This is a genomic window from Mucilaginibacter sp. PAMB04274, assembly GCF_039634385.2.
Classification (GTDB): domain Bacteria; phylum Bacteroidota; class Bacteroidia; order Sphingobacteriales; family Sphingobacteriaceae; genus Mucilaginibacter.
This window is the reverse complement of the sequence record NZ_CP155081.2, coordinates 981,209-1,005,260: the sequence shown is the minus strand read 5'-3', so window position 1 is coordinate 1,005,260 and position 24,052 is coordinate 981,209. Positions and strand designations below refer to the sequence as shown.

The window sequence follows — 24,052 nt, the reverse complement described above, 5'->3', positions numbered from 1 at the left end:
TAGCAAAGTTGTTACAAAGGCACATAAATGAGTGTTAAGTCAATTTAAGCACCTTTTACAAACCACTACCGTCTGTTAATATCATACAATACTATAATAAAAAAGGGAAGTACATGTACTTCCCTTTTTTATTATAGTAGCCCAACTATTGAAGCGGATCGAAATTACCACCCCAACCCTTATTTTGCTGTATTTTAGGATTATTAGTCATTGTAGCCTGGGGTATCCCGAAGAAATAGTATTCATCTTTCCAGGCAATGGTGTATCCATTATCCAGGTTTTTTGGAAGAATAGTAAAGAATGCATACGCCTGATCATTTGTCAATGCATCGCGACCTACGTAAGGTGATGTTGAAAGGCTTGCAGGTGCTCCGGCATTCAGGTTGATTTGTTTACCTGTACGTACTTTACCGTTTAATACCGATGCAAATAATTTGCGGCGGCGTAAATCCCAGAAGCGTTTACCTTCAAAAGCAAATTCAATCTGGCGCTCATACATTACAGCATTAATAAGTGCAGCTCCACTTAAACCTGCTGATAAACCGTATAAATTATCCGCCCCTTTTTCAATACCAGCCCTTGCACGTACCAAAATCAAGTTGTCATAAGCTTCTTGAGGGCGGTTAGTGGCAGCGGCCGCCTCCGCAAGATTTAATAATACTTCGGCATAACGTATCTCCATCCAGTCGGTTCCAACAAACTGCACGTTACTTTGCAGTACACTTGGATCAACCGCCTTGCGGCAATAAAAACCTGTTGTACTGGCTGTGCCTGGTTCAACAGTTTTGTTGCTAACAAAATAAGTCCATAAACGGTAGTTTTGATTTCCTATGAGTGGCCACACGGCGCCATTGTAGGCTATAGTTGCATTGAAGCGCGGATCACGGTTTTGATAAAAATTCTGATCGTTGTAAGTGTACTTTGTTGATGTGCCGGGTGCCTTACCGTCAAGCATTGGGTAGGCCTTTACCATTTCCCAGGTTGGCTGATAAGTACTGCTGCTACCTGTTCCCATATAAGCAGGACGGGCCTGATTATCATAGGTGTTCGGTTTGCGGGTTTCTGTTGTAAGATTATTATAACCGGTCACCATTACGGCTTCGGGATTGCTAACTTCTGAAAACCACATATTTTGGTAAGAAGTATTAAGTTTCCAATCGGTACCTAAAAGTGTTACCGCTTGCTTGCAGGTATTATAAGCTGCTTCCCACCTTTCAGGGATGCTTGCTGGTGCATTTGGATCACTCACACCTTCGGTAACAAATTGCGGACTAGCCCAGGTAATTAATACACGACCTTTAAAGGCTGCTGCTGCGCCAGCAGTAAAACGTCCCCAATCAGCAGATGATGCCCATTTTTTTGGCAGGTACTTAATCGCGGTATCTAAATCGGCAGTTATTTGCTTAATACAATCTGAAGTTTTGCTACGGGGAACCAATGCGGCCTCCTTGGCCTCATCGCCAACTGCCTCTAAAGGTGTTAACACCAACGGTACACCGCCATAAAGGCGAACCAGGTCAAAATATCTGAAAGCGCGCAAAAACAACGCCTGAGATATTAAGCGATTTTTAGTACCTGCTGGCAGCGAGCCTGCTTTAACATCTCTGATGAATGTGTTGATAAAACGTATCTTTCCATAATTATTGGTTACGTTTACACCGGTTGCAATATCACCCACTTCAGAAACACCTAAAGTTCCTCTAAAAAACTTCACATCTGCATATCCTTCATCAGAAATACCTGTGGGGTTTGAGATAGCGCTACTTGGGCTAATGCCTGCCCAGCCTGGTAAATTCTGCTCGTAAATATAATTAAGATTTAATACCGCTAATGTTGAGTCGTTAAATATCTGACTGGCCACTGAGTAGTTTTCGTCAACATTATCTAATGCTTTCTTACAACTTGTAAGCAGCATTGGCACACATAAAGCCGCTATTATTACTGTATATAATTTTTTCATTTTGTTACTGATTAAAAACCAACATTTAAACCAAACGATATCGATTTTAAGTTTGGATATACGTTATACGGCGAGGCATTATCCCGGTAGGTGAACGGGTTGTAGAAGTTTAAAGGATTGGTTGCTACTGCAAATGCACGCAAGCTGCCAATGCCCATCTTCTTGGTTAAAGATGCCGGGAAAGCATAACCTAAATTAACGTTTGATACTCTGAAAGTATAGGAACTAACGAACCAGAAGTCTGATGGAAGATCATAAGTATCTTTATAGTATGGACTTGGGTATTTTGCGTTAGGATTTTCTGGTGTCCAGTGATCTGACCAAAACTCCGGACGATTAATGGTAGCAGTTGCCTGTTTACGTGCATCGCCTTCAATTGCACCCTGCCCACCAAAGCTCATACCCATAGTTACCGCCAACGTTATACCTTTATAACCAGCGCCAAAGTTTAAACCAAGGCTATAGTGATTGTCAGCTTTGTTAGTGAGGTAATCCATGTCCTCATCATTAATCTTACCATCAGGAGCGGTATAGCGGCCTGAAGCATCCATCGGGCCCCTAACGTCTTGGTAGTATAACATACCCGCCATTGGCTTTTGACCTTTAATAGTGTAACCAGGATGAGCTACAACATAGGCATCAGCCTCTGCCTGTGACCTGAACATGCCCAAAGTATGGTAAGCCAGCGTTCCTTTATCGCTTGAAAAACCATTAGCTTCAAGATAGGTACCAACATTGCCCAGTGGTTGGTCAACAACTAAATTCCTGTCATCACTCCATGCAAAGAATGGACTAAAGTTATAAGTGAAATCTTTACCTATTCTATCTCTCCATCCCAGTGATATTTCGTAACCAAAGGTATTAACTGAAGCAAAGTTTTCTGTCGGTGGAGCTGTTCCAATAGTTGCAGGTACCGAAGAAGTTAATGCCGAAAGCATATTATATCTGTGCGAAAAGTACCCATCAGCTGTTAACGACAGTCTGTTGCTGAAAAGTTGTGCATCAATACCAAAGTTTGTAGTCAAATTACTATCCCAAGTAGTATTTGCATTTGCAATAACAACGTTAGGTGCGTAAGTTAAACCTCGGTCATTGTTACCGCCAAACACGGCCGCTTTTGAGGTTTCGAGTTTGTAGTTTTCCTGATATAAGAAAGGTTTGGAACTATCGTTACCCAATAAACCAACTGACCCTCTAACTTTCAGGAAGTCGACAAATTTTACTTTATTTTTAAAGAACCCTTCTTCAGATATTACCCATCCTAATGAGCCTGACGGGAAGAAACCATATTGTTTACCAGGGGCAAAATTATTGTTAGCATCTGTACGTAAAGATACTTCTACCAGATATTTGCTGTCATAAGCATAGTTTACACGAGTGGCATATGCAAGGCGTCCAAAATTCTTTATCTGCCCATTGGCTTGGTCGGTCGCTTGTGCGCCGGTTGCAAAGTTCATATTATCAAACCCGCCAACTAAAGTGCCTTCGCGTAACGCTACCAGTGTTTCACCGTGTGTATCGCGCTGTTCAAATAATGCAATTGCTGAGATATCATGTTTACCGAATTTATTGGCATAGTTTAAGATACCATTAAACTGATACACGTCTAAAAAGCCCGGATTAAATCTTACGATATCGCCATTTTTGGCAGACACAACATTTACAAGGTTACCACCAACAATATGCTTGTTGTCACCTGTTCCCTCAAAATTGTACAGGTTATAGCGTGTACCGTATTGTTTGCTAAAATCGTTATTGATGTTACGGTTATAGCTCAAACTGGCTTTTAACCCCTTAATAAACGGAACCTCATAGTCAGCATTCAACTGCACGTTCAGCATCGTACTTCTTTGCAACGTGTAGTTATCTAACCGTTGTACTTCAAAAAAGTGAGCTCCTTCTGTTGAACCTGTATTGGTAGCCTGCAATACAGGCAAACCATTATAGTACATAGGCCTGAATTGCGGGATAGCTAACAATGAGATAAAATCGTTATTCAAACTTTCAGAGCCTTGCTTAAAATAATACCTTTTATTATTACCAAATGCACCACTTACCGATGCGGCTACTTTTAAACCATTTGCTACCCTTACATCAGCACTCGATCTGAACGTTAGCTTATCCGTACTTACACCTGCAAAATTTGAGTTCTGTTTGGTATAAGTTGTTCCTGCAAAATAGGTTGCCTTATCACTGCCACCACTAACATTTACTGCATGGCGCATAATGTATGATGATTGCCACGCTTCTTTAATATGATCGTAGTTATTTTTGGAGAAATAATCAAGCTCATCAGGCGTGTAATAGCCGGTTATGCGGGTTGTAACGCCAGTGGTAGGATTAGTATAATCGCCGTTAGGCTTTATTAAAAAGTTGTTTTGAACCTGCAATACATCGTTCAGGTAGGTTGCCTGCTGTAATCCATTCATCATTGTGGGCAGCATCGTTGCATCGGTTATACCGTACGAGCCACTGTAGCTGATTTTAGGAGCACCGGCTTTGCCTCGTTTTGTTTTTACGATTACAACACCGTTAGCACCCAAAATACCGTATATGGCTGCAGCTGCATCTTTCAGGATAGTTACACTTTCAACCTCACTAGCATCCAGCAGGTTAAAATCATTTAACGTACGCTGAACGTCATCAATAATATACAGCGGATCTGTTGCACCGTCTTTAGCAAAAAACTTAGGGTTACGAATGGTAATGCTGGCATTATTACCCGGACGATCAACACCACCTGATATGCTAACATTTGGTAGTTGGCCACGTAAAGTAGCTGCAAGATTGGTTGAAGGTATATCTTCAACGGCTTTCATATTAATTTGAGCTACGGCTCCAGTAAGTGAGGCCTTTCTTTGCGTACCGTAACCAACAACAACTACATCTTCCAGGTTGGTTGCGGCAGATGGCACAAGCTTTACATCCAGGTTGTTTTCACCAACTCTCAGCGTATGCTCCTGGTAAGCATAGCCTACATATTTTACAGTTAAAACAACGTTTTGCTGGTTGGTTACTTTTAATGAGTACCTACCGTTAACGTCTGTTTGTGCAGCTGTGGTATTGCCTTTTACTTGTATGGTTACGCCAACAAGCGGCTCGTTTTTATCACTGCTAACAACACTACCGGTTATAGTGCGCGTTTGTGCGAACACCGTTCCGGCAAATACAGAGAGCAGTAAGAATAGTAAAAATTTCTTCATTTCTAATTTTTGTGGTTCAATAATTGGGTTTAATCTTCTTTTCGGGGATTAGATACAGCTTTTTAAATCATATTAAATTATTAGGGTTCTTTATCTTTATATAAGAAAAGGCAAAGGCGTAAGCATGTGCCTTCTTCATTATTGTTTCGAGGTTTTCTCTTTCTCTTCCTTAATGCGGGCCATCCAGGCTGCTTCTTCTTTTTTCATATCAATACCGGCAGCAGAGAGGTAGTTGTTGATACGGCCTTTATATTTTCCAAACCAAGCATGTTTTTTTTCAGACGATTCAGCATCCATGGCATGTTCGCGGGCCTCGGTTAACCAGGTCATAATCTGCGTTTTTTGCGCCTCGGTAAGGTTAGGCAGCATTTTTTGGTAAGCATCCCAGGTTACGTTTAAAACGTTATAGGTCATACCGTTTTTGATCTGGTCAATCTGCTGCGCGGTTAAGCCAGCCTTTGACAAGTTTTTTAAATATTGCGGGTGCAGCTTATCAATACTGGCAGTCACTTCCTCTTCAACGGCTTTCAGCTTAACAGTTGCGGCTTCTTTGTTGTCGCCCGTTTCAGTTTTGATGACTGACTTTTTATTATCGCGCAGCACATAAATATCATTCAGGTCCTGGTACTGTTTGGCAACAATGTTGGTTATTTTAAGCGCCTGTACTGAATCGGGTAAGTTAAGGGCCTTTACAATTTTTGCCGAACGTTGAAACACCGTTTTGCGGTAAGCAATCTCTTTTTCAACTGCCGTAGTATTGTCTTGCGCCAGCGCCGGTAATACCTGCACTAACAGCAGCAACATCAATACATTGAATACAATCCTTTTCATCTATATCTATCTTTTTAATTAGCAGAGTTTGTAAAATTCACATCGCCACAGAAGTGCACTTTTATGCCCAGTTCCTGCAAGGCAGCCGCTTTTATACGGCAGGCCCTATGCGCTTGTTGCTCATCAGTAGCGTATACTACTTGTATGTGGTTGGCTTTATGGCGCCCCATTAACTGGTTTTGCGTTACGCCTTTAAGCGTTGCGTTCATAATGGGCCATTGTGGTGTGGTAAGCTCCCAGCGGCGATGGGTTTCGGCATCGGGCAGTAAAACAGATTCGCCTACGCCAATATCGCAGTGCAACTGGTTATCCATTACATAAATGCGGCTCCAAACCAGGAAACCTGGTTTGCTAATACCCTTTAGGCTTCCACCACCTAAACGGAAATACATGGCAGGCTGTCTGTCGCTCGATGCACCCTCGTAGCCGCCAATAAAGTGAGCAGGTGGTGCAGCGCCCGATATCAGGAACACCCAAACAAAATCATCAATACCATCGCCTTTAAAATGTTCGCCCCAGCGTAAATCGTGCAGGGTGGTTTCACCAGGCATGCCCAGCTCTTTCCACAAGTGGTAAGTTACCAGTGCGTCAATACCGGCGCATTCGTCTACCTCATTAAAGTGTGGCAGTGCATCGCCTGCATAAAGTTCTTTACCTTCGGTTGAAAAAACAGGGGGGCGATCCTGATTATTCAGTAAGCCTTCTACCAGATCACTGGCAGCGGTAAGATCTTTTAAGCCTTGCTGGTATTGAATACCTATGGTATCGCAACCAAAATTATCAGCAATACGGGTGGCAGCAATGTACATTTTGCATTGCTCCAACGTTTGCGCCTCGGTAAGTTCTGTTTCGGGATTGGTGCCCCAGTTAAACTGCATGCCTTTGTTTAAAAGCCAATTTAATACCTCGCGGGCCTCTTCGTCTTTAACCTCGCGCATGGCGGCGTATAACGATGATTGACTTAAACGTTCCTTAAATATACCGGTCGCATGCAGCAGGTCATCCGGAACAATGGCATTGAACATGCCCATGCAACCCTCGTCAAACACGCCCATAATAGCTTTATTATGCTTAAGCTTTTGAGCAAAGTTGCGCCCGGTAGCTTCATCCTCCAGCGGGATGCTTACCAGATCATAGCTTTTAACATGAGTTTGATCGTGTTTAATTTTACCGGTTTGCAGCCACTCCTGAAGCTTATGGGTAAAAAAAGCGTCTGTAAAGTCTTCGCTCCAAAGGGTGCTATAGTTTACACCGGCCTTGGTTAAAGAACCATTCAGATTTAGCATACCTACCAGGCCCGGCCAGGTACCGCTCCAGTTAGCTAAAGTTAATACAGGGCCTTTATGCGTGGTTAAGCCGGCTAGTACGTGATGTGTATATTGCCAAACGCTTTCGGCTACAATAATAGGCTGATTAGGGTCAAGGCTGCGAAAAACTTCGATACCCATTTTTTGAGAATCGATAAAACCATGCTGCTTTACTTCGTCATAAACGTGGGCGCGTTGTACGGTCCAACCTTGTTTTTGAATTGCAGCAGTTAACAAGCTTTCCATCTCCTGCTGGGCAGCCCAACAGTTTTGATTTGCCGACAGCCTTAAATCACCACTGGCTACTAATAGAACTTGCTTTTGATTACTTGGATTTATCATATTATTAAAGTAACCAGCGAAGCCAATGATATAAATTGAACCCTAACAAACGACTTTATACAAACCGCCATTAATTACACTAAGCCTTAGTGTAAACAAAACACAATAAACTGATTTTTAGCAGCTTATAAGACCAATTAGGTTATGATTTATAATTTTTGTTTGCTTTACAAACTGGTTAGCTTTACAAATATGCTGTATAGGCGGTCGGTTTTTTTACAGTTTTTTATCTATTTACTATAGGATGTTATCATAAGGCTTTTCTAACAAAACAAACTTTCATCAAGCTTTTTGATAGCATTTATTGTAGTGAACCAATCCTGTACATTATTTTGACGCCAGTTAAATAACAGGCTCATAAAAACAACATATATATTTTAAGAAAATATATAACAATAATAAGAAATGATGTGAAATTGTTAACTACGCGGTACTATATCCTAATGATTGCACCGAATCAAATAAACAGACATGCTATTACATGCCAATTTTTAGCTATAATACACTTGTAAGACCTATTTGCTGTTGTAAACGTTCGTAATTATGAAATAACAACTCTACTTCCTGCTTATTTTGACTGGTAAACGGGCCAACATCACGCCTGGTGAACGTTGAAATATTTACGCCACGCTGCTGCAGATAATATTTTGATACCGTAGGGTAAACATTGTGCATTACGTCCATATTACTTGTTAAAAATTGTTGTACCAATTGAACCTGCTCAACAAGTGCCTGATTGTTGTAGTTATTGCATAACCATACAATAAGCTCCGGAAAATAGTTGCCTTGTATGCATGATAAGCCTGCCGAACCAGCCTTTAATGATTCCACAGCATGCACCAGGTAGGCATCATACAGGCCGAAGGCGGGGTAATTTTGTGTAGCAGCAATTTTTGCTTTCACTTGCTCTATGTCCAAACAGGTATCTTTATGGTAAATTACCCTTCCGCTGGCTACAAATTGCTTTAGCTGTTCGGCGCCAAGCAGGCGCTTGTAAGGTACCGGGCACTCATAAAAGCCAAGCGGAACATTATCGGTTAGCTGTAAAAGTTGCTCAACACGGTTGTTAAAAATAGCATTGGGTTCATCACTGCCGGCCAGCAAACCAGTTATGGCAATTACAGCCTGCACACCGGTATCATAAACCTCTTTTACAAAATCTGCCTGTTCTTCAATAGGCCCGCCAAAGGTTCCCGTTGCTACTACCGGCACCACACCATTGGTTACCTTAACAACCTGGTTAATAATCTGTATGCGCTCATCTTCCTCGAGTTCAAACATTTCGCTGGATAGGCAGTTAGCAAAAAGGCCGGCGGCCCCTGCCTCCAGATAAAACTCGGTAAGGGAGGCCAGCGCATCAAAGTCTACAGCGCCACTGTTGGTAAAGGGCGTTAGCATAACCGGAATAAAACCTTTTTTGTTATTGTCAGGACTGTTAGTCATGGTATGATAGATAAATACAATATTATTTGTTTACAGGTGAGGATAAGATGCCTGCCTTACGCAGTTTAGTTGCTAGCAACCCAACCAAAAAAATCGCAAGCGTGCCAACCACAATTACCATGTTTTGATGCAGCGAGTTGCGTAACCATCCGTATTCGGCAGGTAATAAGGGGGAGAGCGTCATCCAGATGATTACCACTATGCCAATGGTAATGGCCAGAATAGCCTCATGGTTGCGGGTTTGTTTACTGATAATGCCCAGTAAAAACAGCCCTAACATGCCACCGGCAAATATGCCCGATAACTGCCACCATACGTCCAGCACGCTTTTTACGCCAATCATCGCTATACCGGCTGCTACGCCGGCTACACCTACTACAATAGTAGCCACGTGCAGTAAGGTCATGGTTTGTTTTTCGGTAATACCCGGCTTAAAGTATCGCTTGTAAATATCTTCTGAAAACACCGTTGCAGAGGCATTCATGCCCGAACTAATGGTGCTCATGGCAGCCGAGAGAATAGCAGAGACAATTAGCCCTACCAGGCCGGCGGGTATTTTGGTAACCATAAAGTTGGGCATTACCTTATCGCCGTAATCTTCGGGCTTAAGGCTGGCAATCGTTTTTGCGATGTCTATGGCAGAGGCCCCCTGCGGCAAACGTTCCACCGCTACTTGATGGCGTATTGCCTCTGTTAGCTCGGGATGAACCTGGTAATAGGCGTATAAACTTGAGCCTATGATGCAAAACAGCAGCGATACCGGCACATACAGCACCACACACAACCATATTGATTTGACAGCCTGCTTTGAAGACGTAGCCGTATGATAGCGTTGTACATAATTTTGGTCCATGCCAAAATTATTAAGATTAATAAAAAAGCCGTACAACAGCACAACCCAAAAAGTAGACTGCTTAAAATCGGGCATGTAACTTCCCAAACTAAATTTGCTGTCAGTATGCCCTATATCTACAATCTTGCTTACGCCACCCGGCATATTTGTTATAATAATGTACAGAATTAGCAATGCACCAAAAGTTTTAACAATGCCCTGTACAACTTCTGTCCATATTACGGCTTCAATACCTCCGAGTACAGTATAAATGATGATACAAATACCCATAGACAGGATGATAAGCTTCATACTGAATCCTGTAAGGGCCTGTAAGCTGAGTGCTATACCAAAAAAAATAGACCCCATGCGGGCTAATTGCGTAAGCAAAAAACACACAACAGCATAAGTACGTGCCCATGCCCCAAAACGGTGCTCAAGGTGCGTGTAAGCCGATACTTCACCCGTGTGGCGGTAAAATGGCACAAAATATTTGGCGGCAATCCAGGCGGCCAGTGGCATGGAAATACTGAATACAAAGGCATTCCAATTGGTGCCGAAGGTTTTGCCCGGCACGCCTAAAAACGTATTACTGCTCAGAAAGGTAGCGTATATGGAAATACCTAATGCCCAGCCCGGTATACTGCCCGATGCCTTGGTAAACTGTTCTGAATTCTTGTTTTTGCGCGAAAAGTAGAAGCCTACCAGTAGCATAGCAAGCAGGTAAATGGCAATAACGGCAAGATCAAGCGTGGGCAAGCTTCTCATCCTTACAAAAATTCGTCTTTTGGTTTAATTGGCGGCAATTGTGGTTGCCCGAATGACAAATCTATTGGATAGACAACTTGCTATTTTATAACATGTTTGCTACCTGTTATAGCATATTATCCTGAAGCAGCATTTAGCTATCTTACACGAATAACAACGCTTGCCGGTAGCAAACCATCTGCCCTTGCTGTAATTGTAACCACACCAGAACTTTGAGCAGCCTGCACAATAGCGAGGCACATGCCATGAAATGCTTTACGCTGCGATGCTTTGAACGGCTCCATGCTGCTCTGTGCACCATTATCAACCCCGGCCAATGCGCCTTTTCCGGTTACGGTAAAGTTGATCTGATTATCAGCATCAGGAACTAAATTCCCATTTTTGTCTAATACACGTACGGTAACAAACGATAAATCCGTACCGTTGCTCTTAAGTAACTTACGGTCGGCAAGCAGTTCGATACGCGCCGGCTCAGCAGCGGTTCTTATTTCTTTAGTAAGCACAATGCGGCCATTTTTGCGTGATACTGCCCTTAAAGTACCCGGTTCAAACGGAACTTTCCAGCTTATATGCAAATCTTCCCCCTGTTTTTTCTGAACACCTAATGAACGCCCGTTCAGGTACAGCTCCACTTCGTCGGCGTTATTATAGTAAGCCCAAACATCAACCGTTTTACCGGGTTGCCAGTTCCAGTGAGGCAATATATGTAAAACCGGCTTATCGGTCCATTCGCTCTGGTACATGTAGTAAACGTCCTTCGGAAATCCGGCCAGATCAATTATACCGTAATAGGAACTACGCGCCGGCCATGGATAAGGCACCGGCTCACCTATAAAATCAAAACCCGACCATACAAACTCGCCCGATAAGTAATCGTACTTTTTGATGATCTTCCAGGTTTCCTCATGCGTTGAACCCCAGTAAGCTGCCACATTATCGTATGCCGTAACGGCAAACTCGGGGTTACCTTGTGTAAATTTTTCTTTAGAACTGGTAGGCCAGTGGCGGGTACTATCAGTTGGCGTATCATAAAAACCCCTGGTGGCATAACCCGATATGGTCTCTGTAGCCAGGAACTTTTGCCCAGGGTATATCTTCGGAAAATTGGCATAAGTTTCAGGATGATAGTTAAAGCCCAGTATATCCAAAGCCCCCGATTGATAGATAAAGTTCTTTTTCGGGTCGGCCTCGCTTAAGGCAGAGGTAACATAACGGGTGCCGTCCAGCCCTTTCACAATACCTACCAACTCACGGGTAATACTGATGCCGGTACTATCAAACTGTTCGCGTATCTCGTTGCCAATGCTCCATATAATGATAGAGGGATGGTTCCGGTCGCGTTTTACCTGGTCTTCCAAGTCGCGTTTGTGCCATTTGTCAAAATGCTGGTAATAATCCTGCTTATTTTTCTTTTTGCGCCACATGTCAAAGGCTTCATCCATTACCAGGAAGCCCATGCGGTCGCACAAGTCCAAAAACTCAGGTGCAGGCGGATTGTGGGCCGTGCGGATGGCATTACAGCCCATCGCCTTCAGTATTTCGAGCTGGCGTTCCATTGCCCGCACATTAATGGCCGCGCCTAAAGCGCCCAAATCGTGGTGCATACATACACCTTTTATTTTCATCGGCTCATCATTTAAAGAAAAGCCTTCGTCGTTATCAAAATCAAAGGTGCGTATACCAATATAGGTTTGGTATTTATCAACAACCTGCTTGCCAGCCAGTACCTGTAATACCACCTTATACAGATTAGGATTGTCAACCGACCAGAGTTTAGGCTGGCCAACAACAATATTCTGATTAATGGTTACAGCCGTATCGTTACTTTCAACAGGTGTAGTAATAGAATTAACCAATTGCCCGGCCGGTGTGTAAACCGCAGCTTTTAAGTATAACCCTTCCTGATGTTTAACAATCTGTGTTTGCATACGTACTATGGCGTTGGCTTTGTTGACCTGTGTGGTAACAAAACTCCCCCATTGTGGTATGTAAGATTTAGCCACAGTACTTAACCACACATTACGGTAAATACCCGAACCGGTATACCAGCGCGAGTTAGGCTGTGCCGAATTATCTACTTTCACCGCAATTACATTGGCCTGCGTTCCGTAATGCAGGTAAGGTGTTAAATCGTACTGAAATGATATATAGCCGTTGGGACGCTTACCCAGGTAATGGTCATTTATCCAGACTTCGCTGTTGCAGTAAACGCCATCAAAGTCAATAAACACGTTTTTACCCTGTGCCGATGCCGGCACCACAAAGTTCTTGCGGTACCAGCCTATGCCAGCTGGTAAGCCCCCACCCGCCTGTGTGGTTGGGTTCTTCTCGTTAAAGGCACCTTCAATACTCCAGTCATGTGGTAAGCTAAGCTGCCGCCATGCGTTATCGTTATAAACTTCGTTCTTTGCGGCGTTATCATCACCTAAGTAAAACCGCCAGTTGCTGTTAAAAAGCTCCACCTTGCGCGGGTTGATCTGCCCTTGGGCCTCAACCATACCAAACAACAACAACAATACGATAACGCTATACCACTTAAACTGCATGTATCAACTTTTTGTAATCACACTAACCGTGCAATTTGTTCTAATTCTTTTTTGCTTTGGATGGCGGCGGTGCTATAAAGCCGACCGTGCTTTTGCCCATATCTTTAGAAGTAGCCACTGCTATACCCCGCTGATCGGCCTTATTAACCGCACAGTAGAAATGATAAACTACGCCCTTGTACTTTACCACAAATGATTTATGCGCAAACATGTTATCATAAGGCTCTGATGATTGGATCAGGTCATCGCCTTTCCACTCCGTCCAGTTCGCTAAATCATAGGAGCAGGCAAAACGGTTAAATGCCCCGCCTTTGTCTTTCCAGAATGCGCCAAAATAGAACATTACCCACACATCTCCTATCTTTTGAATATATGGATCGCCGGTGATGCCTACATTATGATTAAGGATGGGGTTGTTGGCCGCCCGTTTCCAGGTTACCATATCATCAGAAAAAGCCATGCCTATACGCTCGGCACCACGTTTTTTGTTTACGCTGTCGCCGTTGGCGTTGTAGTACATAATAAAAGGATGTCCGAGTGATTTCTTTTTATCCCATATTACCGTTTCTTTATACAAGGTGTGGTTATCCCACCATTGCACATTACTGTCGGTAGCCATGAGTACCGGTTTACCTAAGCGTTGCCATTCATGCGGAGTGGTTGGATCATTATCTGTATAAGCCATACTGATAGACAGCAACCCTTTTTCATAGCCCTTGCTCGAACCACCGAAGTAAGACATCCAGTACTTGTTGTTGTATTTTTCCAATTGGTATGAACCGCCCCACTTGGTATCCTGCAAGGAAAGATAGCCGGCTTTCTGGTTGCTATCCCAATCGGTAGTATCACTGAAAGACATGATGCGACCGGTGGTTTTCCAGTTGAGCAGGTCTTTACTTTTAGCCAGCCAGGTTTCGTAACCCCGGCCATCAAAAATAATATACACCATATACCATTGGTTACCCTTACGGAAAACGGTTGGACAATCCATTTTGCGGTTGTTACTATCGGGAGTAAGCACCAAGCCATACTTGAAAGGTGTTTTTATCTCCTGGTAAACTTCTTGCATCACTTTATCGGACACTGTTTTATTGCCCGACTGCCCCCATGCCGTTGTACCCGCCAGCAGCATAATGCCCAGCAGTAGTTTAGTGCTTATATGTCGAATTATATTCATATTCTAGTTTTAATCGTATTGTTATTACTGTGTTTCAGTTGTTCCATCTGGCGTGCACACTTTATGAAACATTTTGTATCAGCACTATTAAGTTAGTGACGAATTTTGTGCAGTGAGGTGAACACTGTTAATGTTTGGCATCTAGCATATTACTTTTTAAGGAGTGTTTCAAAGTGTTCCGTAAAAAAGTTATTGAAACACTTACAACATCATGTTAGTACTTATTTAGCCGTAAAACTATATTTTCCCGATCCTATTTTCACCATTGCCTTACCCTTGTTATAACTTTGCGCTTTAACACTTTTACCATTCATAGTTATTTTAGCCGTTTGACTAACCGGCAGGTAAACCGCTGCACCGGTATTAACCGGCACTTCCACCTCCATCACAAACGCCCCGTTCTTCTTCTCCCATTTGGTGCTGATGGTACCATAAGGCGACTCATGGCTGGCCTGTGCGGATGTCACGTCGCCTACCGGCTCGGGGCGTATCTCAATATACTTGAACGCCACACCGCCGCCCGGACGAATGCCAGCCAGCGCACTGTAAAACCATTCGGCTATATGCCCCAGCATGAGGTGATTGTTTGACACACCGGCCAGCGCCTGCCATGATTCGGTCAAAGCCGTAGCGCCTTTAGCCAGCTGGTAGCCGTAACCCGGCACATCATCGCGGTTGTTCATCTCAAATATCACGTCAGACCGGCCCGCATCATCCAGCACACGCAGCAAATAGCGGAAGCCAATATCGCCGGCGGTAAGACTGTTGTTACGGTTGCGGATATCTTTAATCAGATTGGCAATTACGGCATCCTTGTACTGCGGCTCTACCAAACCACAATAAACGGCCATAGCATTGGAGGTTTGACTGCCCGTAGCATATTGCCTGGTTTGCACATTAAAAAAGGTATGGTTGAAAGATTTTTTTACCTCTACAGCCAATTTATCAAACTTTACGGCATCAGCAGGTTTGCCCAGCAAACGGGCTATCTGGCTCATAATCTGCAAATCATAATGATAAATAGCCGTTGCGGTAACGCCTTTGGTGGTATGCTGAGATAAACCTGGCGAATTTGGACCCAGATCATACCAATCACCCAAACCCTGCGTTAAAATGTGATCTTTGGCCATACCGGCTAAGTAATCCAAGTATTTGAGCATTACCGGGTAACCATCAGTCAGCACTTTTTTATCGCCATACCATTGGTACACATACCAGGGCAATATAATAGCATTACTACCCCACTCAGGCGAATCGCGGAACATGCCGCCAAAGTTGGTAAACTCCGGGGCAATCTCGGGCACCAGGCCTTCGGGTGTTTGCGAGTACCGCATATCATCAATGCACTTGCGGCTCAGGTTGGCAATATCATATGTGTAACGAATGGAGCTGCCTACCAGGTGTGCCTCTTCCAGCCAGCCCAGCTTTTCGCGGTGAGGGCAATCGGTAAACACGCTGGCCATGTTGCTGCGTATGGCCCAGTCAATTAATGTAAAGGTTTTATTAAAAAGCTCATTTGAGCAGGCAAACCGGCCCACTTCGGGTGCTGCATTGCGGGTGTGCAGGCTTTTAATAGCAGTTACTACAGGCAGATTATGCGGGTTAGCCTCATCCTTCGCTACGGCATTTTCCACCTGCGCATACCTAAAACCGTAATAAGTAAAACGTGGCTGCCAGGTTTCTTCACCACTGCCTTTTAACACATAATCGTAATAATGCGGGTTGCCCGAACCTTTTTGGTTAATGGTGCCCTCGGTGGCTAGTAGCTCGGCAGGGTAAATGCGTACCGTATCGCCTTTTTTGCCTTTCACGGTGATTTGAACAATGCCCGATAAGTTCTGTCCAAAATCATACAGCACCCGGTTGTTCATAACCTGTTGCTTTACGGTGGTATCTTTTGATTTGATGTACTGGCCGGTAACGCCTGCACCCAATGATTTTACGCTTTTAGGGTTAAACTGCTGAAACACTTTTAGCGGCTCGGCAATCTGCGCATCCAGCCGGGGCGAACCGGTTACGGTAATTACCTTTTTCCAACCCGCATCGTTAAAGCCGGGTTTATCCCAACCGGGTTGTTCTTTGTTGGCGTCGTAATCTTCGCCACCGTAAATACTGGTATAGGTAATGGGGCCGGCAGTGGTCTTCCAGCTTTGGTCACTCACAACACTTTCGGTAGTGCCATCGGCATACTCGGTAACCAGGCGGCATATCATCTTTGGGTGCCCGTAAGCGCCGGTTAACTTGCGGTAGCGCTTATCGCGCGGAATAAAGTAGAACCCGTTGCCCAGCATTACGCCTATGGCATTGCCGCCCTGCTTAAGTTGGCTGGTTACAACAAAAGGCACATACAGTGCCTGGTCGTCATAATCGGTCCATCCGGGGTCCAGGAAGTGGTCGCCCGTTTTTGTGCCGTTAATGCTCAGCTCAAAATGCCCAAGTCCGCATATGTATAGGGTAGCCTTTTTTACCGGCTTATTAATGGTAAATGTTTTACGCAATAGCGGCAATACATCATTAGCCTCGCCCAACTTTTTTGGTCCGCGCAGGTGGATAAGCGGTGTGATGCGTGAACTGTCAGGCAGTTGGTCATAAGCAATCCACTGTGCGCCTTTCCAGTCGGCCTTGGTGAGCAGGCCCATTTGCCATTGCGCCGGCTTGCTCCAGCCTGAGGTATGCTGCTGGTTATCCCAAACTTTTACTTTCCAGTAATAGGTTTTGGCCGATTGCAAGGGCTTGCCCCGGTACAAAACCTGTATGGAGGCAGATGAAGCCACTTTTTTAGAATCCCAAACGTTACCGGTGTTCTTCTCCAAAGCGTCGGCATTATCAGCTACCAACACCTGGTAAGAGGTTTGGGTGACATTATAACCGCTGCTTTGCAGTTGCCAGCTTAATTTGGGTGCGGGTACATCCACTCCTTGTGCATTGGCTTTATACTCGCATTGCAGGTTAGCCACCTTTAGGTTTTGTGCTAAAGCCTGCAAGGGGAGCAATAAACACCACAGGTAAAATTTCTTCATCACTCTTTTATTTATAAGGGCTACTGCATTTCAATGCCCGAAAGGTTCAAGTCCTGCGCATCAAGAGCGGTTATTACCACCCTATAGTTACCGGCATTTATACTGGTGCCGGTAGTAGTTGCAATAGTACCCGATTTACCTTTGGCTATGATTTTAAACGTCAGCGTTTCTTCTTTCATCAAAGTACCGTCGGCCGCCAGCAACTGCATTTTAGCGGTTAAGGGCTTATCGGTGAAGTTGTAATATTTTATCCGAAGCGCGTACAAATCGGCCACGCCGGGGGTAATGGCAAACGTTGCGCTACTACCTGCAGGCTGCGTAAAGCGTACCACCTTGCGGCCGCTCAGGGTATCGAGCACTGCGCCGTTACCTTGCACCAATGCATTATCGGCACGGTAGGTTACGGTTTTGCGCAGATCGGTTGCCGGCTCCAGCGTTACCACCGGCATTACCGCTACGGTATACACAGCCGTGCCCGAAGCTTCACCAAGTGTAACTGTTTCACCTTTTTTAAACGCCTTGCGGTACAAGGCCATGCCCTGCTCACCGTTCGCATCTGATTTTATTTGTAAACCGGTAACCTCATAGCTTTTGAGCCAGGCCGGAGTACCGGCACCTGCTATGTTCGCAGCTACATAAACACTGCCATCGGCATTCATTACAAAAGTTGCTGTACCGGGGCGGGTAGTTGTTTGTATCCGATCGGCACCGTATAAAACCGGCGGTAGTTGGTTAATGGTAATGTTTCGGTCATCCGCATAAAGCTGGTCGCCTACGTCCAGCCATGATTTTTGCTTCCATGCCTGCGGCGCTTTTAAATTTTGGATAATGCCGGCCGATGGCGCAGCAGCTACCGCTTTGGTGTTAGCAGTACTAATAGCAATAGCCGATACAATAGCCTGCCCCGCCGTTACGTTAGGGAAGGAAATTATTAGTTTACCCCCTGTTACCTTTGCAGTAACAGTCTTTTTTAGTACTTGATTGGTTCCGGCTTCTTTCCAAATATCGAGGTTGTGCAGAACGGTTTTGTTGTTGACTGCCACATCAAACAAACGCCAACCTGCACAGTTGCCGCCGCCTATGCCATACCATGGCTCGTTAAAGTAAAGCTCTACCTGGTACTGTCCATCGGGCACCGGAAACTCATAGCGCAGCTTATCCATACCATAACGAAAAGTTTGGAACAATGTGCCATCGGCCGTGCCTTTTACCACATCAAACGTGCGTTGCTGACTGGCGAAGAATGCAGGCATTCCCTCAAAATCATCGGTCCATGATTTAGAGCCCCAGGTGTTGGCGCCGATTTGGTGACGGTCGGCAAGCCACAGGTTGCCCTGCTTGTCGGTATAATCTGGTCCGCCGCAATTAATGCGGTATAGGTAGTTGAGGTCTTGTCTGTTGTCTGTTGCCTGTGGTCTGCTGCCAGTTAATTGAGCAAGATGCGGTGCTTTGGGCAAGTGGTTGAGCACTATGTAATCTTGGGTTACGGCCTTGCCGTTTACGTAGCCTACGGCATATAGTACGTTATATTGTATGTTGGCGCCATCCCACTGGAAGTGGGTACCGATACCGCCCTGGCGTTTGCGCTTGCCCAGCGATACGGTTTTTACATCATTGAAAAGCTCCACCTCATCGCAGTTAGCGTATACAGTTATACTATCCTTTTTACCGGGCTTAAGCCAGCGGTTAGGCCAGGTGTGCGATACAATGTACACCATAGGGTCGTTATCCTTTGGTGCGTAGTTGGAGCGGAACATGTAATACACATCAAGCGGCTGTCCCCAGGGGGTAAACAAGCCTTTGTAGTTGATTGGCCCTACCCTGTCCAGTTCTCGTAATCCCTCGCCGCCTTGTATACGACCGGGATTCTCATGCGAGTACAGCAGCCAGTGGTACTGACCGGCAACCTCATTACGTACGGATTCGGCCAGGCGTACTTTGGTTTCCATAAGCTGCGCCATGCGGTCTTCACTTACCGGTCCGTTGGCAACGAAAGGCCCTTCGGTATGCAGTTCGAGGCTGCGCCAGGCGCCGTATTCGCCTACTAGCACTTGCTTTTTCAGGTCTTCGCCATAAGTAAGCGGGTTGCCACCATAGGTACCGGTCCAGTTTTGGGGCACGTCCCAGTCGGTACCTTTACCGCCGTTACAGGTAGTTACCTTGCGTTGCGATGAGGCCGTATGATCGAGCGAGCGGATCAGTTCGGTACACTCGCGGGCAAAAGCTTCGGGCAGTTTGCTCTCGTTTTCTAAACCCCACAGCGTAACCGACGGACTATTACGCCGTTCCTTAATCCAGTCAACAATTAGCTTTTTATAGTTTTCCTTAAACTCGGGCGTATCATACCAGATATGTGCCGAAAATTGCGGCCACCATAGCATGCCCAACTTATCCCAATATTGCTGATACTCCAGGTTGTGCGGCTGGTGCGCATCGCGGAATGCGTTAAACCCTGAAGCTTGCAATTGCATCACCCGGGCTTTAATTTCTTCGGACGTAAAGGCATGGCTACGGCCCATCAGGTGCTCATACTCGCCCATGCCATTGATGAACACGGGTTTACCATTTACATAAAACCGGCCATCGCCATTGATGCCCATTCCCCATTTTATCCAACGGATGCCGTATGGGGTGTTTACCTCGTCAACAATTTTTCCGTTTTGAACAATCTGTGTATGCAGGGTGTACAGATAAGGCTTATCGGGCGACCATAGCTGTACGTTTTTGATATTAGCTAACTGCTGCAACACTACGGCTTTTGTACCCGGTTGCAGTATTTTTTGTACTTGAGCGGTAACGATAGCTTTGCCTTGTGCGTCGGTTAGTTTATTAACTACGGTAATGATGCCGGTTTGAGCGCTGTAGTTCTTAACTTCAGTTTCTAGATTTAGCGTTGCTGATTTCTTGGTTACCGTCGTGTCGTTCCAGATGTAAACGCCGAACGGCTCTACCCTTACGGGGTTGGTAGCAATTAAATGCACAGGTCTGAAAATACCCATTGGCTGCGAACCTTCTGAAAAGCCTGTTTCGTCTGAACAGCCACCACATACCCAGGGCAGGTTTCGAATATGCGCAGGATGGTCGGCACGCACGGCCAGCAAGTTAGGTTGATTTAGTTTAATGGCTTTGGTAACATCCAGTGTAAAAGAAGTACGGCCACCGGCATGTGTGCCTACTTTTTTGCCGTTAAGCCAAACGGTAGCATAAGAGCTTATCCCTTCAAACCACAAAAAATAACGTTGACCAGCCTTCAACTGCTCAGCCGAAAACACTTTACGATACCAGGCATAACCATGCTTGTTGCCATGTTTTAAGCGGCGATACCCTTCGTACTGGTCCCAGTTATGTGGAACCGTTACCGCTTTCCAGTTTTTAGTTTTAAATGCGGCTTGCTCAAAGCCGTTGTAAGCCTGTGCATTGTTATCATCGGCAACGCTTTGCCAGTTGCTATTGAGTGATACTTGCTGCCGGGTTTGTGCCAATGCCGTTAGCACACCGAAAATTGTAACTGCAAGAAGCAACAACACACTCCTCACATAAACTTTTACAAAACGTACCAGCAGTGCTCTCCCCTCCCGAGGGGGAAAATGCAGGGCCGTGGTTTGAGCACGAGTTAGAGTTAAGTTATGTGTTTGGTAAGCCATTATTTATATTTTCTTTAGTTCGCTGCTTAACTTGTAGGTTTTCCCTTTTTGCGTATCGAACTTTATTTCTTTTTCTTTATATTTTACAGTACAAGGGGCGCCTGTTTCCGATAATATTTCAGCTTGCTGTAGCGCACCGTTTTGCCATCTTAAATTGAGAACGAAACCACCACGGGCACGGATGCCTTTTACCTCGCCGTTTGGCAAAGCTGAGGGCAGAGCAGGTAATAACTCCAGCTTGCCGAACTGGCTTTGCAGCAACATTTCGGCTACACCTGCAGCACCGCCAAAGTTACCATCAATCTGGAACGGCGGGTGGGCGTCAAACATATTGTGGTAAATGCCACCTTTCTCGTGGTTTGGCACGGCATCAGCTGGCGACAACAGCATGGTGAGCATTTTGTAGGCATGGTCGCCGTCACGCATACGTGCCCAAATGTTGATCTTCCAGGCCAGGCTCCAACCGGTACCTTCGTCGCCCCGATATTTCATAGATTTTTTGGCGGCGTCCATCAGGTTTACATCGGCGGGGGTAATATCGGTACCCGGGTGTATACCCCACATATGTGATACGTGGCGGTGGGTATCGGTGGTATCATCCTTATCCACAATCCACTCCTGTAGCTGGCCATACTTGCCAATCATATTAGGTGCTATCTGCTTGTATTTTTCTTCTAACACTTTACTAAAAGCCTCATCGGTACCTAATATTTTTGCCGCTGCTACGGTATTCTTAAATATTTCGCGGATGATCTGGTGATCCATGGTCGGTCCGGCCACCAATCCGCCATGCTCGGGTGAGTTGGATGGCGTGCTAATGAGGTAACCGGTTTTAGGATCCTTAACCAGGTAGTTCACAAAAAACTCAGCCGCCCCTTTCATCACCGGGTAAGCACGGGTTTGCAAAAAGGCCTTATCCTGTGTAAACTGGTAATGCTCCCACAAGCTTTCGCTTAACCAAGCCGCACCCGTTACCCAAATGCCGTGATTAGCCGCATTAACCGGGGCCGTACCACGCCACAGGTCAGTGTTATGGTGCAGTACCCAGCCGGGCATGTTGTAATGTGCTTTGGCGGTTAGTTTACCCGTTTGCACCAGGTCATCTACCATGTTGAACAATGGTTGCGTGCAGGCCGAAAGGTTAAGCACCTCGGCAGGCCAGTAGTTCATTTGCAGATTAATATTGGTGGTAAACTTGCTGCCCCAGGGCGGTGTAAGCAGATCATTCCATAAACCCTGTAAATTTGCCGGACCACCGCCTAGCCTCGATGTAGAGATGAGCAAATAACGGCTGTATTGCATAAACAGGCTCACCAGCGCGGGGTCATCAGTGCTGTTGTATTTCAAGATGCGCTCATCGGTTGGCAGGTGCTGGTTTTTACCGGTGCCTAGGTTAAGGGCAAACTTGTTAAAGTATTGTTGATAGTCGGCTATGTGTTTGGCCTTAACCGCCGCATAAGCTTTGCCACGAACAGCTTGCATAGCTTTTTGGCAAAGCGCCTCGGGATTGCCAGATACGTCTTTATAATTTTTAAAGTTGGTTGCCGCTGTTAAGTACAATGTCGCCTCGTTAGCACCGGTTATAGTGATGCCCTGATTGGTTACGGCTAGCTTGCCGCCCTTAGCATCGGCATACAGGTAGCTTACACCCCGCAATACGCCGTTACGCACTTTAAATGATAAAGCCAGCGTGTGTGCATCCACTTTACGAATAGCAACTCCCTGATGTAAGGTTTTTAACAGTGCGTTAAAGGTTATTTTGCCCGGTTTATCAGCCGTTAAATGTACGGCCAGTACCTGCGCCGGATTGCTGGCCAGAAACTCGCGGGCGTAATTAACGCCCGATGCCGTGTAGCTCACATGTGCAGTTGAATTGCTGATATCCAGATCGCGGCGATAGTTGCTGACGTTGCCTTGTTTAAAAAATTGCAAGTATAAATCTGCAAAGGGCTGGTAATCGGCATTGTAGCGGGGGAACTGCGGTGGATTATCATCCTGTATCCAGTATTTCCAGTTGCCGTTTAGTTTAACTACTTTGATGGTTTCGCCGGTTGTGGCATTTATGGCTTCGTCGTACTTACCGCTGGCCCGGGCTGCTTTTTCGTCAACCAGTTGGTAACCCTCAGGGTAAACGGCCAGCTCACGGGCGTTGCTGGTTAGGCCGCCTTTATCCCAGTAGTTGATCACTTGTATGGCTATTTGGTTGGTACCAGCATGCAGCAGTTTAGCGGGGATAGTGTACCTCCGGTAATCAGGACCATCCACTGAGCCTACTTGTTCACCATTTATAAAAGTAAAATCCCGGTCACGAATGCGGCCGAGGCTCAACACCACGTTTTTACCCACCCAGTTAGCAGGCAGCTCAAAGGCGGTACAAAACCAAACAGCGCCATCCACCCCCTCAAACCCAGGCACTATTTCCCATCCCTTTTCGGTTGGGAGGGTTACCGTTTTCCATTTACTGTCGTCGTACTGAGCGGTAGCCGGTGCTTTTACGCTGCTGGCGGTTTTGAACCAGGAGGTTTTTTGAGCCTCATAGGTATCCTCGTTGCTTTTGCGGCCCATAAAGTGTGCTTCGGCCATGGCTTCAGCTTCCTTTTGTTTGCCATCAAATATAAGCTGTCGGATGGGCTGCAGGTATTTATAGGCACCTTCGCGCTGATAATCACGTGGTGCACCCGTCCATAAGGTTTGTTCGTTAAATTGCACGCGCTCGGTATCAATACCGCCATAGATCATGCCACCCATGCGGCCATTACCAATTGGCAGAGCATCAGTCCACTTTTGGGAGGGTTTATTGTACCAGAGTTTAAGGGGTTGAGTTTGGGTATAAGCAGATGTGAATGATAAAGCAGCAAGGCTTAATGTTATTAGTTTTGAAAAGGTTACCGTTTTTTTCATTTCTGCTGTTTGACTTATGCTTGTACTTATTTCAGTGCTCCGTTAGGCTTGGTAATGTGTTTGTACCATCGCCTGTGG

11 protein-coding genes are annotated in these 24,052 nt (G+C 45.4%); all 11 read right to left on the bottom strand.

Annotated elements, in window-relative coordinates; genetic code table 11:
* Positions 1–145: 145 nt before the first annotated feature.
* Complete coding sequence (locus tag ABDD95_RS04145; RefSeq protein ID WP_345950641.1) at positions 146–1,960, bottom strand: RagB/SusD family nutrient uptake outer membrane protein; 1,815 nt, start codon at positions 1,958–1,960, stop codon at positions 146–148.
* Between the two features lie 11 nt (positions 1,961–1,971).
* Positions 1,972–5,163, bottom strand: coding sequence for a SusC/RagA family TonB-linked outer membrane protein (locus ABDD95_RS04140; RefSeq protein WP_345950640.1), 3,192 nt, complete (start codon positions 5,161–5,163; stop codon positions 1,972–1,974).
* Between the two features lie 138 nt (positions 5,164–5,301).
* A complete protein-coding gene (locus ABDD95_RS04135) occupies positions 5,302–5,994 on the bottom strand; it encodes a DUF3826 domain-containing protein (RefSeq protein ID WP_345950639.1) in 693 nt (230 codons plus the stop codon).
* Between the two features lie 14 nt (positions 5,995–6,008).
* Positions 6,009–7,643 (bottom strand): fucose isomerase, encoded by a 1,635-nt coding sequence (locus ABDD95_RS04130; protein ID WP_345950638.1) that lies wholly within the window; start codon positions 7,641–7,643, stop codon positions 6,009–6,011.
* A gap of 495 nt (positions 7,644–8,138) precedes the next feature.
* Positions 8,139–9,086 (bottom strand): dihydrodipicolinate synthase family protein, encoded by a 948-nt coding sequence (locus tag ABDD95_RS04125; protein ID WP_345950637.1) that lies wholly within the window; start codon positions 9,084–9,086, stop codon positions 8,139–8,141.
* Positions 9,087–9,108: 22 nt separating this feature from the next.
* Positions 9,109–10,686, bottom strand: coding sequence for a sodium:solute symporter (locus tag ABDD95_RS04120; protein WP_345950636.1), 1,578 nt, complete (start codon positions 10,684–10,686; stop codon positions 9,109–9,111).
* 137 nt (positions 10,687–10,823) lie between these two features.
* On the bottom strand, positions 10,824–13,232 hold the full coding sequence (locus ABDD95_RS04115) for a sugar-binding domain-containing protein (RefSeq protein WP_345950635.1): 2,409 nt from the start codon (positions 13,230–13,232) through the stop codon (positions 10,824–10,826).
* Between the two features lie 40 nt (positions 13,233–13,272).
* Positions 13,273–14,409 (bottom strand): glycosylase, encoded by a 1,137-nt coding sequence (locus ABDD95_RS04110; RefSeq protein ID WP_345950634.1) that lies wholly within the window; start codon positions 14,407–14,409, stop codon positions 13,273–13,275.
* A 221-nt stretch (positions 14,410–14,630) separates the two neighbouring features.
* Entirely contained in the window at positions 14,631–17,429 is a 2,799-nt protein-coding gene (locus tag ABDD95_RS04105) for a family 78 glycoside hydrolase catalytic domain (protein ID WP_345950633.1), read from the bottom strand.
* A 20-nt stretch (positions 17,430–17,449) separates the two neighbouring features.
* Positions 17,450–21,073 carry a malectin domain-containing carbohydrate-binding protein gene (locus ABDD95_RS04100; protein WP_345950632.1) on the bottom strand — a complete coding sequence of 1,208 codons (3,624 nt, stop codon included), beginning with the start codon at positions 21,071–21,073 and terminating at the stop codon, positions 17,450–17,452.
* Between the two features lie 3 nt (positions 21,074–21,076).
* Positions 21,077–23,974: a glycoside hydrolase N-terminal domain-containing protein gene (locus ABDD95_RS04095; RefSeq protein WP_345950631.1), complete on the bottom strand. Its 2,898-nt coding sequence runs from the start codon at positions 23,972–23,974 to the stop codon at positions 21,077–21,079.
* Positions 23,975–24,052: the final 78 nt, after the last annotated feature.